Source organism: Vibrio sp. 1078-1, assembly GCF_033340475.1.
Window position 1 is genome coordinate 155,782 of sequence record NZ_JAWOWM010000003.1, and the last position, 15,389, is coordinate 171,170.

Here is a 15,389-nt window from a genome sequence, read left to right on the forward strand (position 1 = left end):
CTTAATCGAACGGTTTACATCAGTGGCGGTAAGTTTAAGAAAACTTTGTTTGTTGATATATACCGACCTAGTTGAAACACTGTTGTTATACTGCAACAATACTTTTTTGAATTATGAAGAAGTCATCATGCAAACACACATCAACCTTGCGGATATTCGCTCCTTCGTCCTAATCGCTCAACTAGGAAACTTCACGAAAGCAGCAGAGCAACTTGGCGTTTCTCGCTCACACGTTTCACGTCAAATAACAAATCTGGAGCAACAGATTGGTGTCACTTTGCTACAAAGGACCACTCGAACACTGAACCTCACCGAAGCAGGCAAGGTTCTGTATAAACAGTGTGAAACTGCCCTTCACAATATTGATCAAGCTGTTATGGCAGTGGTTGATGATGTAGAAGACTTAAGAGGTGACATTCGTATCAACTGTGTGGGGGGCTATTTAGGAGAAGACGTTGTCGCAGATATCGTTGCTCAGTTTCTAATCCAACACCCACAAGTGAGCATTAACTTAGATTTTAGTAGCCATCGTGTCGATTTAATCGCGGATGAATTCGATATCGCTTTTCGAATGGGAAAGTTAGACGACTCCAACTTTATCGCTCGCAAACTGATCGATGTGGAAATGGGGACATACGCAAGCCCAAACTATTTAGAAACATATGGCTATCCTTCGCATCCAAAGGACTTAGAAAAACACGTTTGTTTGACAGGTAGTGTGACACGGTGGGCATTTGAGAACACGAATACAAAGCAGTCAACGGAACACCAGATACGTGGACAGTTACGATGTAAGAGTGGCAGAGTAATGATAAAGGCAGCCTTGGCGGGAAATGGCATCATCCGTGTGCCAGCACTTTATTGCCAACAAGAACTCCAGACAGGCAAGCTAAAAGAAGTGTTTACCAATTGGAGCATTCCGAGTGTGGAATTTTCACTCCTTTATCATCACGACCGACATCAACCAAAACGCATCCGAGCCTTTGTTGATTTTACCACGCAATACTTTCGCAAACTGCAGAGTAAAGACAAGTAACCTGCACGTTGGTACCTGTCTATGTATGCTTTATAGGCTGAGCCTGTGAACCTGGGGGTTGTTCTAGAAAGAGTGTGAGCATTTTGACGCTTAAGGCTTGGTTTTCATAAACGTCAGAGGTGTTTGTCCAGTTTGCTTTTTGAAAAATGCAATAAAAGCACTGTCTGACGAAAACTCCAGCCAATCGGCAACTGCGCTGACTGGCATGCCCGTTGATAACAATTCAACGGCTTTTAAAAGCCTCCACTGTTGCCGCCAATCTTGATAATTCATACCCGTTTCCGACTTAAATAATCGTGTTACCGTCTTGGTGCTTGCCCCAACTTTGCTTGCAAGAGTAGTAAGCGAAGGAGCTAGAAATGAAGGTTCAACCAACTCTCGACGAAACGTTGTTAAGCGCCGATGCGATGGCAAAGGCAACTGAAACGAATAACGTTTCGCAGCATAAAACTCCTCCCAAAAAAGCGCCGTCGTATTTACCATCTCGCTGCTAGGCTTATCCCACTCCCAAAATGACATTTTATCAATAAGAGCTTGGAGTAAATTATTCACTTCTATCATCGTGATCTTACTCGGACAGGCAAACTCCTCACAATCAAAATACAAAGATCGATACGCCACCACATTCGTCATTAGTGCACGATGCGGCGTATTAGGTGGGATCCAAACCGCCTTTGTCGGTGGCAAAATACAAATCGAGTCTTCCAGAGCAAAACTCATACAACCTTGAGGTGCGTACAATAACTGCCCTTTCTTGTGCATATGCATACCTGAGTCGTGCTTGCCAATATCCGCAGCAATTCCCACTACATAATTAGTAATCTTGTCTGCATCAAATTGTGTTTTTTCGTTAATAAGCGCCATTTTGTCCGAATATTGATGTATTTGGTTTTTATGTTGTTATTAGATCAATCATAGCCTCATTTATACTGCCCGCCAACTTCATTAACGATGGGTAACAATATGAATACTAAGCCCTCTTTATGGCTCATGCTGGTTATGTTGATGTTTCCGCAAATTGTAGAAACCATCTATAGCCCAGCGTTGAGCTCAATCGCTCTATCATTTGATGTAAACCACGCACAAGCAGCCCAAACATTGTCGATCTACTTCCTAGCTTTTGCCATTGGCGTTGTAGTTTGGGGAGTTCTCGCAGATAAACTGGGAAGAAGGCCCACCATGCTTATTGGGCTCTTTATCTATGGTTGCGCATCTTTACTCGCAACTCAAACCGAAAGCTTTGCTGTTGTCATGGCCGCGCGAGCCCTAAGCGCATTTGGTATCGCGGTAGGATCCGTTGTCACACAGACCATGCTTCGTGACGCGTTTGACGGTCAAGAACTGAGTAAAGTCTTTAGCTTAATGGGGATGGGTATATCAATCAGCCCGGTAGTTGGCATGCTATTAGGCGGGCAGCTTACAGCGCTTGGTGGATACCGTTATGTGTTTTTTGCCTTGTTTTTAATCGCGTTAGTATTGCTCGCTTATAACGTTATTAAGCTTCCTGAAACACAGAAGGAACAGACACCAGTACGGTTGCATCAACTTAGCTGGGAAATGGTAAGAGACGCGCGAATTTGGCGCTCAGGATTATTGGTTGCTTTGTATAACATTGCTCTATTTTCTTATTACCAGCTTGGCGCATTTACTTTCTCAGCACTTGGGTATAACTCCGAACAATTTGGATACAGTGGCATGGTACTGGGGTTAGGCACTCTGCTTGGGAGTTATTTAAACAAATCCCTAGTGTCTAAAAATGTTCGAAAAAGCCAACTACTTTGGCTCTCAGCAGTATTGCTTAGTTTGGGATCAGTCGGTGTGTTGATTCTGAGCCAATCAATCTGGTTTGTTGCTCCAATGGTGTTAGTCGTCATGTCTTATGGGATTGCGATACCCAATATACTCAGTGACGCACTTGTTGATTATAAACAACAGGTAGGTAGCGCAGGCGCTTTATTTGGGCTCATGTACTACATCATGATCGGGACGGGATTAGCGATGGCTGGAACAGCACAAAACTTAGGTGTCGTTCTATTAGCATGTAGCTGTTTAGCGATTTTATTAGCGTTTTCTAAAAGGCAAGTTCATACCAACTTGTGACCAGATACTACGCATTGCTTGCCTAATCTTCCGAAGATTGGTCTACATCTTTTCTAACGGTTAACTAAAACGTAAATAAAAAGCGCCTGTCGGCGCTTTAATTATCCATAGATCTTATTGCCATGTTGGCTCACCGTACTCTTCACAACGTTGCTTGTCGTAATTTTCAATGCGCCCGCGTTTACCTACAAACTGAACCTGAACAACCATTCCAGCTTCAACATATTCACTGAAATAATCGCAAGAAACACGAAAACTAGTATCGCGTATCACAATTGGTACCCATTCATAGCCGCCGCTGCGTGGTAAGTAAGACTTGAAGGTAATGACCCCGTCATCTGAAACGTTGATTTCTTCATCATATTCATTCAACTTATAAAAACGTTGTCCATCAAACTCTGCCTTTGCTTTTTCAATTATTTCCTTCGTTGCTGTCGATTGCATCGGCGTATTTGACACCAGTTGACACCCAACAATAGATGTCAATACGGACAAAGCCAAAGCGAGTTTAGTTATTTTATTCATTTACCTAACCACTGTATAATTATTCAACACTTACCATTTTAAAAGGAGGGAGACCATACTTTATTTTAAAGAAAATAAAAAGCGCCTTTCGGCGCTTTTTATCTGAACATTTCTTATCCAAACATCTCGAGTAAATTTTATAGAAAAGCTAACTCTTTATTACAATGAATTTTATTTAAGCTCTCACTGGAATCTATTGCTATTTAATCCCAAGCTTCAAACTCATTAGGCTTTACGTGTTTTATTTTTAATCTAACGTTGGGATCCAGAGCTGTTTCAGTTCCCAATTCACTGTAGTACTCAACAGCATTTTCATCTTCAATCATGTCAACGAAGCTAGCAACGACACTCAACCGTCCACCACCTCTAGTCAATGAAAAGTACGCATTCTTGTTTTCATTTACTTCAAATTTCAAAGGAATGAATTCAGGTTCTTCAAGAGAAATATCTATCCATTTATAGTTATCTAAACTCTTCCCTTTTCGTTGGGCATAAACTGTTTTCAACCCATTTTCGTCAACAACGAAGTACATCGAATTCTCGGCTTGATTAAAACAAGCTTTCAAGCCACCGCCTTTATTTTCCAAATTACATGTAAATACAAAAGGGTCTTGTTCGCAGCCTGAGTTTACAAAAAATGGGAAGCGTAAAAATCCAAAACACTTATTATGATTAACAAGCAAGGATATCACCTTTAAATTTTAACTCTTAATTTTTTGCATGCGTATAAAAATAACTTTTAATTCTATTATAATAATGAATTAACGCACTCCACTGATTTTATAAACATGCAAACATTAAATTATCATCCCTTACATGTTAACTTAAATATTCACCCTTATTCGTTCAGCTCCTATATTCGCCGTCTTACCACTCATATAGTTTTCAGAGCTCTCACTATGATTTCAGTTCTCAAACCAACAAAAGAAGCGAACTATTTATCTAATTTAGCATTAAAACAAACATCTTCATCATTCTTAAAAAGTTTTTACATTACTAAATATATATTTGGCAGTGTCAACATTGATATTATACAAAAAGTTAGTAGAAAAATTATCATATACTATCTAATCTCAATTATGACTTTGAAATAGATTTCACTCATCATAATTAAAACTAGTCAACTCTTCAGCATCAAGTACAAACTTTCTAATGTCAATAATTCGGTCAAGATAACACTGGCGTTGTAATAGTTGTCCCGCTTGACCACCTTGATAAATTTCAGCATAAATTGCACATGACTCAGAAGCGACTCTATACTCTTTTTCTACATTATTAGAAATAATCTTTAAAATTCTACCAATATCTGAATTGGTTTTATTAGTGTCAAAAACCTTATTGATCAATGACTGATTAAATTCAATTTCCTTGTCAATACAACTAAAAGCCTTATCAATAGAGCCTGTGGAGTTATTCGTACACTGCTTGTAGCTATCAGTATAATCGCTAGCTATCGATGAAAATGAAAAAAGTAATACTAGTAAGCCAAGTAATTTCATTAATTTTCCTCTATAATTGCATTTTGGTCTAAAAGCGCCAAAAGTTTAATCTTCTCACTAAGAGCACGTTGTCTTAAACCACCCCACCATGTAGGGGAGCTCTTAAAAAGTAAGTGTGTTTTATCATGTTTATAGTTTTGAACAAGCTCGATAATCTCTCTGCTAGAAAGCTCAGTACTTTTACCAACAGCTCTTGATATTAAAGATGTTCTTGCACCAAACTGGACGCTAGTTGACCATATCATGTCAAGTATTGCAGCTTCGTTAGTATTTTTGATAATACCTTCTGAGATAAGCTTATTATAAAGTGGGTCAAAATGTGTTTCTTTTATAAACTTGTGCTGTGCATTTCTAAAGCCAACCGCATCACTATTTGCTATACGCTTCCAAGTTTCATCAAACGCATCACTACCTACGGTCAACTCACAAAAATGGTCTCTATATTTAGAATTTTTTACAAAACGATGCACAACTTTAAGATTAGACGACAACTGGTAAACACCATATGATTTACCACCATGATCCCCTCTACCTGACGAAATAACCCCCGGGCCTCTTCCACCTGATTCATAAATTTCAGATGTTTTACCCAGTTGCACGACGAGTTTTGGAGACAGATTGAATAAGGAGAACGGCCAATAATGCCAAAGACTCTTATCACCGCTTAGTTGCAAATCACCTTGTAAATCTTGCATCCATGAGAACTTATCTGCTCTTTCCAGTTCGAATTGCGAGAAAAGATCAAAGCTATCCATCACTTGATCGCGCCATGGGGAGTTACGGTAGTCCTCTATAGTCACAAAACCAGCGGAGCACTTAATATCTAGAGCTTCCTTTGCGGTCTGATGGATTGATTCATAAAGACTTTGTGACGACTCTGTATGCCAATCTGTAGGATGTTTCACAATAAATCGCTCAAAGTGTTTACGCTTACCGTCTAAGTATACTTTGGCATCGCGAGCAGTGAACGAGGAGAAGTCCGTTACTTGATCTTCTGTCACAGATTCAAGTAATTGCTGAATAAACGAATTACTCATATCAACGGCACCGCTACTATCGGCCCCATCGAGAACAACAAGTGGATTTTCTTCCGCATTTTTGGGAGAAATCTGTTTTTTTAAAAATTCGGGCGGCTCCTCAAAAGAGAACATCTCGATATGCACACGATTATCTTCTTTCTTAGTTCCAATTGCATCGTTACTGTACTCATGCAGTCCCATGTAACCGATATCTTCCCCAGCTGAAACCTTTATCCCCTCTCTAAATAGGAGTGGGAGTAAAGAAACCACACTACCGTCCCTAATCATTGCCGCCTTGTCCGACATCCATTTAGGTTCTGAAACTGGTTCTGATAGGACAGCAGAGGAATCTTCTAAAATGTCAAAGTCACTATTGAGACCCGAAGCAAACCAAACAATCTTGTTTAACAGTGCTTTTTCGCTACCACTTGCCGATTTACCATTCTCTACCACACGGCACTTTATCATTTTGTAGGTATTTTTGTCGATCTGGTATGGATGGGTCTCCTTCTCTTCTGCATACAGGTATTCAAGTAATGTTCCTTTAGACATCGACTGTTTTTTTTCACCAGAATTAGTAGGCACATCACTATGTTTGAAAGTGCGTACATTTCTCGCTTCTTGTAAACGGTAACGCGTGGTTATAGATGAATTGGCGCCAATATCTGAAGGTGGCGCAAGGTGCATATAAAGTGTATAGAACTTAAATACATCTTCATTATCTTCGGGGTTTACAGCCTCATGCTCGATAAGCACAAAGTTATTACTATACTTAAACTCTTGCTCTTGGTACGTTGATGTTAGGTAATCAGGATTTATGCGAAATGCCACTATTTTTCCATCAAGCATCGCTTGAATAGGTCTGAGCCCTTTCCCCCACGGTAACATTTTTGATGTTAAGTGAATGCCACTATGCCAACCGTACCCTTGTCCTATTAAATAACGACCGCTCTTAGCTTGATCAAACAATTTCGTAAAATCACTGAGCGTGTAGTAAGCGTCACCTTCTCGTTGCGCTATCGGAAAAACTGCATCCATGATTTAAATGTCCTAGTCAGAAAAGTTATCGTCAAAAGTGACAAATGATGGGCGGTTCAAGTTGTTTGACTTCGTGTACACCACCGCATTAACCCTACCTAAATTAGTAGCAAAGCTAGATTGGCTCGCTATGTTAACGGTACTCCCAAGGGCCATTGCCGATATAGAAATTAGGGTGTCATTTTTGGTTTCGAAAATTTGGCTAATGACGTCAGGAAGTGCTTGTTTGAAGTGGTTAAGTGCTTTTTTATAACCGTTTATACCCTCTTCAACAGAACTCAACGATCTTGCAGAAGCTTGGCTTTGTATGAAATCTAAACGACCGATGATTTCACTGTTTAGCTCATCGATGTATGAACAGATTTGATTGTTTATCAACGTCCATAAAACAAACTGCAAATACTTCACAGTATTTCCAGTCCCTAAAAAGCGAAGCTTCGCTAATAATTCATAGGGAGGCTCAAACACATCAGCCTGATATAAGACTCTCAATATATCGCCATTTTCGTGCACTTGCTCCAAGAGCAGTTCAACTAAAGGTTCATATTTCTCTAGCGCAGTAGTATCAGTTTGGATGTGATAAAGTGCCGAAACATAAGCATCAGAAAAATCTTTAGAGTGATTTTGACTAATCGCATAAGGAGACGATATACGGCTTTGCTCTAACACAATATCTTTAAAGTCATCATCACTGAAGGATGGGGACATCAATATCCCCCAGTCATTAGCAACCCCAACACGATCTTCCCAAAATGGCGAGCGGCGACCTGCGACAAACGTACAAAAATCATTCGGATCAGGGTAAGTTTCCGTCACAATATTTTCAGCTAAAGATTGGTTCGGCGTATAAGAGTCTTGAGTTTCGCTGAGCACTAACTTGCATTCTTTTAGAGCGAGACCATTAACAGTTGCTTTTCCGCTAGAATCCAGCACTCCACTCCCAATGACAGCACCTGAAGGTTCGACTAAAGAAAATTGTGCATTAGAGTAAGGGAGCCCATTTGGATATTTGCATTCTATATCCAGCGTATACGTCCCTTCCTGCTCTTCCGTCACAGAAACCGATGGGTTTTGTGCGCCACCCAAACACATAGTGTTAGCTTTGTTCATGGTCATTTGATCGGACAGGCGACATACGCCCTTACCTTCAAACTTAACTGTTGGTGAAGCTGAAATGAATTTTGCTTCGGCTTCTATCGTGCCTGAGGAAACGCCTTTTCTGTCACCGCCCGCATCGCCGGTACTTTTTGAGAACGTACTGCCCTTGATAGCGACACTGTTACCGCCATCCATAGAGACTGTCGTAGTCCCACCAGCAAGGTCTGCTGATTTAGCATTGTTGCCATAAGGGATAGGAACGACTGGCTTGCCGACCTTAGTTAAACAAACATCTGGGAGCGTTGCATTCGCTTCACCACCTGAGCCTTTATGAACTATCGAAAGTCCATTCGCACCAACTGTTACGCCCATAACCAATCCATTTGAATTTTATTGATTGAATGATAAAAGAGATCGCACATTGCAATCTCTCTAAATGACTAGTGAATTTCACTAAAAGACCAGTGATATTCACAATAAGCCCTAAAACTGGCAGAAGATCTCATTTTTAGATTTCTGGTTATCTATACACTTCAAGCAGTTGCTGAAATTTTAAGTCTATGACGATGTAGGTTGCCGCATACATAAGCGCAAACGTCATCGCACTAAGACTCAAGATCAGCTTGGGTGAAATTACCCTTTTTAACGGCTTCTTTAGGTATTTAGCTTTAAGGTTGATTAAAGAAACTTTTTCTTGTTCTGCTAGGCGGTCATCTCGCACTAATCGATAAATGGTGCTGCCAATTTCCGCTAACTTTTCGTTACCACGCTCTTCACGGCCGTACTTGCCTTGGAAACCAAGTTGAAGCAATAAATAGAGAAACTCTATAACGTGACGGTATTTGCGAGGGTCGGCTTTTAAGCGGTCGAGAATAACGAAGAACTTATCACCACCAGACGTTTCATTATGGAATTCAGACAGTAAGCTGTTCTGGCTCCAGTGACTATTTGCCCCCCATTCTTGCCGACAAACAGATTCATCAATCGCCGCACACAAGCAGTAACGAATTACAAGAACCGAAGCACGATCGAGCTCCATTTCATTAAGTTTTCGTTCGCCTTTTCGAATCTCACGTGCCACTTGTTCACGAAATGGCATCGGGTCATCAAGCCAAGGGATCGAAGACATACAAGACAGACTGGCGATCAACCATGAGAACTGGTCCACTAGCGGGTTAATACCCATGTTATCGATAGATAGATCTTGTACTGCGATGTTTCTCGACAAGTCAGGCGCTGGCATTACCTCCATTGGTTTGCCAGGCTCTGGTTGGAATAAGACTACGGTGACGTCGGTTTCTGCGTAACTCATAGACGAACGGCCCAAAGTTGCAATGATAAGTTAGCGAAATCGCCCGCAACGTGAATCGCAATCGCAGCAGTGTTCTTCAATGCCATCCACTCTTCGCCCGTTTTATCGAGCTCGAAATAGGTGTAGCCAGCGTGATACGGCAGCGCACGTGGCACTACTGGCATTGGTTTGATCTCAATCCCAGGCAGTTGAAGGTTAATCAAGTCACGTATGTTATCGATAGAACCGATCTTCGTTTGGCTGACAAACTGGGTATGCAGGACATCCAAGGTCACGTCAGCTTTAACTGCGAGGATAAAGGTCGTCGTATCGATGATCTTATTGTCAGGGATTGCTGCCGTTCTGATGCCATAGTTCTGATCTTTTAAGGTCAGTGGAATTGCTCTTTGCTCAGACATCACGCTCAATGTCATTTTCGCACTGTCTAGGACGCGAGAAAGACAGCTAGTAAGATCACCATGATTGTACTTCGTAAACTCAATAGGTCGGCGTGTCGTTGAGCACAGCGTCGAAAGCTCACCTTCTGCCTGAAGAAGAATTCGATACAAAGACTCAGGATGCACAGCTTCTGTGCTGGCGAAATGCCAAAACAAGGGTTCGTATCGGTTGAGCGCTTGCAATAGCATAAAGTCAGAAACCGATGATACACCTTGTTGATCCACCACCCCTAATCGCTGAACTATCGATTCCGCGCGATGCTTCAACATAGAAGCAAACTCGGTCGCAAATTTACTCAGTACTGTCGACGCATGAATATCGATACAGGTAGGAATGAAACTATCATCTAAGATCACGCTGCCATCAGGCTTCACTTCTGAGATCTTTAAGATCGGAATAGACGTGTAAGCACTCTTATCTTCATGATCGTACATTAAGCAAAAGTTAAGCTTACCGACGACGATATTTGCCATGTCTTCCGAATCATAACAAGCGTCAACCGCTTCTTGAGATTCCATCGTATAGCGCGCACCGTCTTTTTTGGTACCAAACAACTCAGAACGTTCCGATGGTAACGGACAGCACAAATAAACGACTTTATCGGCAATAGAAGGATCTACATCTTTCACTTCAGGCAGCTCGGCAAGCAACGGAAGCTCAAATGGTGTCCGGTCTTGTAAAATACCTTCAGCACGAGTAATACCGATTTTACCCAGTGCTAGTAACTGAGAGTTGATTTCTAAACGTTTAATTCCCCAATGCAAAGGCGATGCATTGGCACTCAGTAGGCTCGATAGTTTACTTTGCGAACGATCGAGTTGTTGAAAATGCTGCGGCTTCATGAACATTCCATCTTGCCAAACAACTGGATTGTATAAAGACATGTTTCTATCCCTTAAAAGTAAACCTGTTCAATGCCGCGAGTGTTATCAGAAATTAACTCACTGCCCTCTAACTTGAGCTTGATGTAGTACTCGCTCTTCTCTTCAATAACTTCCACTTTTCGCCATGACGAACCATCAATATCACGAAAAGCCACTGAAAAACCGACGGCACGAGTGTCAGGGTCTAGCGTTAGCATTTCATGAACTTTTCCACCTGGCTGTATTTGATATTCGTAACGTTTGATGTACTCATCACCCAACGACGCTTTATCGCTCTCAAACAAGGCAAAGAAATCTAAGCTTCGGAACAATACTGGCGAACTTAATTCGTGAAGACGGAGAATAACTGGAGATGACTGGCCCCCATTTCTCACATTGAGTACAGGTGATGCCTCAATAACCAATTCAATCGACGAAGTTTCTGGTGTGATACCTGTGGACTCTTTAAATTGATCCCACATGGAACAACCGGACAACATGGCAAATCCGAGTAATACGGCGATACTACGCATGGTTTCCCTTAATCACTTTGTTATAGTTTTTCTTAATCAGCCCTTTTAAGGATGTTTCATTAAGCAGGCGACGATTATTAGTGTAGAAATCTAGGTATTCGGCCCACAGCTTTGACTTAGTTGAGAACAAAGACTGGCTAGCGACCCTGTTAGCAAATGCTACGGGATCGTTCGTTTCAGACTGTTCTAAAACGAGCTCATTCAGTGCTTTGTTAAACATAACTTGGTGGTCGTTCAGCTCATCGAGCATTTGTTCAACCAGTTCATTTGGAGCCAGTAATTGCTGACTATTCAAAGTGAGCATTAGCTCTGCAATGTTCGAGTTAGCCTCACTCGCACTCTGCTCATCCTTTAACGATTCCACTTCGTGCAACTCTTTCTGTAGGTTATCAATACATAAACGCAAGCAAGTGCCCATTTGCTTGAATAACTGCGCCTCGTTTGTCATCAACTCTGGATTTCGAATACCCAAACCATCAAAAAACGCTTGCGCTATATCTTGAGAGCAAACGGCCGCATCAGTATCGACTTGTGCTTTCGTCGTACTGTTTATCGCGTGCTCTGCCGTAGGTATTTGAAGTTGCTGATTAGTGTTAGGAGAAGGCGTAAAAGATTGGGTCATCTCTTCCCATTTTGACCCTGTGTTAGCCTGCTCTACGACCATCTCAGTAACATTAGGCGTACGATGTTGTCTTTGAATAGTGCTATCTGGGGCTACCGTGCCAGGTTGCATCACCTCAGCTGAGGCAATATCGGCTCTATGTGCCTTACCGCTTTCTGGCGCTAATGCATCATTGACTGATGCGTTACTCTTGGTTTCCGCAGCCATCCAGTCTTCAGGGATTAGGCTTGGCTGATCGAATTCGGAATATATACTGAAACTGTCATCGACCACCTGACGCGTGCTTTCCACGGTTCTAGGTTGTTCAGATTCTGTACGCTCATTATCACGAATTAAGTAATCGTCATCTCGCTGCATCGAAAAGTTAAGGTGAGCAACAGGATCATGACAATCAATGTCATCCTGTTTAGTCTCCATAAACAAATCTTCTAAGGCACCGACTTTTTCTTCCTCTTCGACAACCGCATCTCCTAGACTAACCAGAGGATCGCTAGATACTCGCTCAGGAGCAATATCAGCGGCGATGTCTAGTGTTGAGGTAACGTGCTCAAGAGAAACACCAATCTCATATTGCCCTAAAGAAATGATGTCGCCATCAACTATCGCAACGGGTTGATTTTTTAGTATTTTATTCCCATTTACCATTGTGCCATTAGTTGATACGTCACTTATATAGTAGGTATCTCCATACACGCTGAGCAAACAATGAGTGCCCGATATAAAGCGGTTGTGATCGGCTAAAGACACGCTACAGCTTGGGGAACGACCTATCGAACCACCACTTTCAGGCATTTCAATATGCTTTGCACCGGTGTATTCCTCTGGACACTTTGAGATAAATAAAACTAGCTGATTTGAGTACATTTACGAACCTCAAAAGAGCAAAGAAACTGATAGTTCAAGCCCACCAATTCCATCATTTACAACCGGAAGGATATAAGAGGCCTGCGGGATAATTTGTATATGGGCGTCAGGATTACTGCCTAACTTTATAGCAGTACCAAGGGTCACAACCGCACCTAACTCAAACTGGTCGATATCTTCAACACTCTCATAACGATAGCCCTCTTGGTCTACTTGCCAACGATTAGAATATTGCGAGTAACCGACAGACAAGCCCGCACCAACATATGGCGTGAAAACACTCCAAGAAGTCAACGCATATTGAGGAACAACACGAAGTTCATAGTTCGTCGCTTCTTGATATAAGCCGTTTGCTGGCGCTTCAATATCTTCTGCTAGATAGTTTAGCCCTAACCACCAACGCCAACGGTTATTGTTTTCATCAATAGGACGAGTATGAACCAAGCCGAACCTAAGCGTATCCTGCTCACCACTTTTACCTTCATCGTATTTAATGCTATCGATAGTCAACATACTGGTAGAGAGTCCATATCGCTCCCCTTTTGCCATTGCAACAGAAGAAAATAGACACATGGCTGAAATCAGCCCAATTTGACTTGGTTTTAGCATTTCGTCCCTCTAGGAAAACCGATATTCTACTTAGAGGCGAAAGATATCAATTATATTCTCTTTTTCAATAAGCCTAAAAAAACACCTATAATTTAATACATTTCAACTATCAGGTTGGTTGTTTTACCTACAAACAAAAACTAAAGAACCGACTACAGATTAAGTGACGAGACAGTAAATCTTTCTATTTAAATAGAAGTAACAGAATTTGATTGCTAATTGAACAAAACGTAATCTCCGATAACAATTTAGTTACTTTTTAATCAACGTTCTCATCTTCATATATAAGTTTCTTCTTATAAATAGACTTAACTATTGATATTAATATTATGAACAAAGATCACACTAAAAGTAATTTAATTTCTTTTAATGAATTTTTATTATCTAATCCGCTTATTTTGTCTATAGAATTGCGGCAGATGTGCACTGCTTATAATTTAATATAACAGTAGTGAAATCCTATATAACTTAATACTTCTATATGATCAGTTGGAACTTTCCTTATGTTTTTTACCGACTTCGCTCGAAGACCAATCGATGAAAATAACCCAAGCGGCTCTAATCCTAATGGTTCTGAGGATTTTGACGAAATTAAACGTCAAATAAACAACCTGAATAAAGTCACAGGGAGAGTCTCGTGGAAAACGGTTCAAACACTCTCAAAAAAGATCTTGAGTACCCAAGCGAAAGACCTACGTTGTTGCTGTTACTTTACCGTTGCATCAACCTATAACGACGGCTTAAGAGGCCTTGTTGAAGGGTTAAACTCAATACTTGATGTGTGTGTCGTATATTGGTTCAACGCGTATCCAGAGCATTCAAAGTCAAAGGCACGAATGAGCGCTATTGAATGGATGGTAGAGCATACTGAAAAACGAATTAATAAGCATCGGGCGTTACCAGAAGAGCTTCCATTGATAGAGGCAGCACATCAATTATGCTTGAGGATTGAGGAAGAGCTTCGTCTTCATTACGGTATTGAAGCGCCGTCATTAGGTCGCATTCGCCGTATTTTGAATCAATGGATTGAGCAGATAAAAGAACAACAGATTGCGGCTGAGTTACGCGAGAAAAAACAAGCCAACACTAGCGCTCCTGCAGCAACGCAGAAGGCACCTGAAATTAAAGTGAATGTGTCTCCCTCTCCGGCACCGGTGTCATTACCCAACCTAAATAGCCAAGAGAAAGCATCACCGGCAAAGTCTGGTCGATTTATGATCTACTTCGTTATTGGTTTGATTGTTACTGCGATATGTTCACATTTCATGTACGAGCAACAACGTTATCGAACATTGGAACAAAAAATTAATCAAGCTTCACTTAATGAACTTGTAAATTTGGTCGCCTCGTTAGATTACGAAAATAAAAAATATGCTCAGTCATTGAAAACGCAGGCCATTAATCGTGTCGATATTATGATGAATAACTGGTTTTTAGACTCGGCAAAAGTAAGTAACGTCAGCGAGCTCGATAGCTTGACCAATGAATTAATCGCAATCTATCCGGATTCGTCTTCTGCACAGCAACTACGTCAGAACTTTTTGACACAGAGCGCCCATTTAGAAGACCAGTTTATGGATGTTTATAAGCGATTCTCAGACGCAAGAACGGTGTTTGCCAACGTAGCTAGACAGAATGTAGATAAGAACTCTGAAAAGGCGTACGAATACAGTAACTCGTTATTCCCGCTTTTAGGTCGTATTGAATACGCTGAAAAGTATTCACAGCAAAAGGAAATTGACCGCGCAACCCTTTTACTGAACATCTACCTATATAAATTGAGTCAGCTACAAGCTGAAAAAACTGACAATAAATAACAATACAATTAACGAA

13 protein-coding genes and 1 pseudogene are annotated in these 15,389 nt (G+C 41.1%); 3 read left to right on the plus strand and 11 right to left on the minus strand.

What is annotated here, in order from left to right; all coding sequences use genetic code 11:
* Window positions 1-127 precede the first annotated feature (127 nt).
* A complete protein-coding gene (locus tag R7190_RS07790) occupies window positions 128-1,036 on the plus strand; it encodes a LysR family transcriptional regulator (protein ID WP_005373334.1) in 909 nt (302 codons plus the stop codon).
* Window positions 1,037-1,126: 90 nt separating this feature from the next.
* On the opposite strand, the gene R7190_RS07795 is transcribed toward R7190_RS07790, so the two are convergent.
* On the minus strand, window positions 1,127-1,900 hold the full coding sequence (locus R7190_RS07795; protein ID WP_186585408.1) for an AraC family transcriptional regulator: 774 nt from the start codon (window positions 1,898-1,900) through the stop codon (window positions 1,127-1,129).
* A 99-nt stretch (window positions 1,901-1,999) separates the two neighbouring features.
* Between R7190_RS07795 and R7190_RS07800 the strand changes: the two genes are divergently transcribed.
* Window positions 2,000-3,136, plus strand: coding sequence for a multidrug effflux MFS transporter (locus R7190_RS07800; protein WP_053307573.1), 1,137 nt, complete (start codon window positions 2,000-2,002; stop codon window positions 3,134-3,136).
* 114 nt (window positions 3,137-3,250) lie between these two features.
* On the opposite strand, the gene R7190_RS07805 is transcribed toward R7190_RS07800, so the two are convergent.
* From R7190_RS07805 to R7190_RS07850, 10 genes and pseudogenes are all read right to left on the minus strand, one after another.
* Complete coding sequence (locus R7190_RS07805; protein ID WP_104980545.1) at window positions 3,251-3,661, minus strand: hypothetical protein; 411 nt, start codon at window positions 3,659-3,661, stop codon at window positions 3,251-3,253.
* A 203-nt stretch (window positions 3,662-3,864) separates the two neighbouring features.
* Window positions 3,865-4,353, minus strand: coding sequence for a hypothetical protein (locus R7190_RS07810; protein ID WP_258489478.1), 489 nt, complete (start codon window positions 4,351-4,353; stop codon window positions 3,865-3,867).
* Between the two features lie 405 nt (window positions 4,354-4,758).
* Window positions 4,759-5,160, minus strand: coding sequence for a hypothetical protein (locus R7190_RS07815; RefSeq protein ID WP_104980543.1), 402 nt, complete (start codon window positions 5,158-5,160; stop codon window positions 4,759-4,761).
* Window positions 5,160-7,217 carry a vgrG protein gene (locus R7190_RS07820; RefSeq protein ID WP_104980542.1) on the minus strand — a complete coding sequence of 686 codons (2,058 nt, stop codon included), beginning with the start codon at window positions 7,215-7,217 and terminating at the stop codon, window positions 5,160-5,162. Before R7190_RS07820 ends, R7190_RS07815 begins: the two co-directional genes overlap by 1 nt.
* Before the next feature lie 902 nt (window positions 7,218-8,119).
* A pseudogene (locus R7190_RS31350) lies at window positions 8,120-8,687 on the minus strand (DUF4150 domain-containing protein); the annotation flags it as partial.
* Between the two features lie 148 nt (window positions 8,688-8,835).
* Window positions 8,836-9,627, minus strand: a complete 792-nt coding sequence (gene icmH, locus R7190_RS07830; RefSeq protein WP_025767903.1) for a type IVB secretion system protein IcmH/DotU — start codon at window positions 9,625-9,627, stop codon at window positions 8,836-8,838.
* On the minus strand, window positions 9,624-10,949 hold the full coding sequence (tssK, locus tag R7190_RS07835; RefSeq protein ID WP_005373357.1) for a type VI secretion system baseplate subunit TssK: 1,326 nt from the start codon (window positions 10,947-10,949) through the stop codon (window positions 9,624-9,626). Before tssK ends, icmH begins: the two co-directional genes overlap by 4 nt.
* Window positions 10,950-10,960: 11 nt before the next feature.
* Complete coding sequence (gene tssJ, locus R7190_RS07840; protein WP_005386118.1) at window positions 10,961-11,461, minus strand: type VI secretion system lipoprotein TssJ; 501 nt, start codon at window positions 11,459-11,461, stop codon at window positions 10,961-10,963.
* The gene (locus R7190_RS07845; protein ID WP_047101282.1) at window positions 11,454-12,947 is read right to left on the minus strand and encodes a type VI secretion system-associated FHA domain protein; all 1,494 of its coding nucleotides are present in this window, start codon (window positions 12,945-12,947) and stop codon (window positions 11,454-11,456) included. The genes tssJ and R7190_RS07845 overlap by 8 nt, the downstream gene beginning before the upstream one ends.
* Before the next feature lie 9 nt (window positions 12,948-12,956).
* Window positions 12,957-13,556 (minus strand): hypothetical protein, encoded by a 600-nt coding sequence (locus R7190_RS07850; protein ID WP_017633753.1) that lies wholly within the window; start codon window positions 13,554-13,556, stop codon window positions 12,957-12,959.
* 503 nt (window positions 13,557-14,059) lie between these two features.
* On the opposite strand from R7190_RS07850, the gene R7190_RS07855 reads away from it, so the two are divergent.
* Entirely contained in the window at window positions 14,060-15,373 is a 1,314-nt protein-coding gene (locus R7190_RS07855) for a type VI secretion system ImpA family N-terminal domain-containing protein (protein WP_186585412.1), read from the plus strand.
* Window positions 15,374-15,389: the final 16 nt, after the last annotated feature.

Coding starts and splice junctions, on each gene's coding strand:
- R7190_RS07790 (WP_005373334.1), top strand. CDS start 128: ATGCAAACACACATCAACCTTGCGGATATTCGCTCCTTCGTCCTAATC.
- R7190_RS07795 (WP_186585408.1), bottom strand. CDS start 1,900: ATGGCGCTTATTAACGAAAAAACACAATTTGATGCAGACAAGATTACT.
- R7190_RS07800 (WP_053307573.1), top strand. CDS start 2,000: ATGAATACTAAGCCCTCTTTATGGCTCATGCTGGTTATGTTGATGTTT.
- R7190_RS07805 (WP_104980545.1), bottom strand. CDS start 3,661: ATGAATAAAATAACTAAACTCGCTTTGGCTTTGTCCGTATTGACATCT.
- R7190_RS07815 (WP_104980543.1), bottom strand. CDS start 5,160: ATGAAATTACTTGGCTTACTAGTATTACTTTTTTCATTTTCATCGATA.
- R7190_RS07820 (WP_104980542.1), bottom strand. CDS start 7,217: ATGGATGCAGTTTTTCCGATAGCGCAACGAGAAGGTGACGCTTACTAC.
- icmH (WP_025767903.1), bottom strand. CDS start 9,627: ATGAGTTACGCAGAAACCGACGTCACCGTAGTCTTATTCCAACCAGAG.
- tssK (WP_005373357.1), bottom strand. CDS start 10,949: ATGTCTTTATACAATCCAGTTGTTTGGCAAGATGGAATGTTCATGAAG.
- tssJ (WP_005386118.1), bottom strand. CDS start 11,461: ATGCGTAGTATCGCCGTATTACTCGGATTTGCCATGTTGTCCGGTTGT.
- R7190_RS07845 (WP_047101282.1), bottom strand. CDS start 12,947: ATGTACTCAAATCAGCTAGTTTTATTTATCTCAAAGTGTCCAGAGGAA.
- R7190_RS07850 (WP_017633753.1), bottom strand. CDS start 13,556: ATGCTAAAACCAAGTCAAATTGGGCTGATTTCAGCCATGTGTCTATTT.
- R7190_RS07855 (WP_186585412.1), top strand. CDS start 14,060: ATGTTTTTTACCGACTTCGCTCGAAGACCAATCGATGAAAATAACCCA.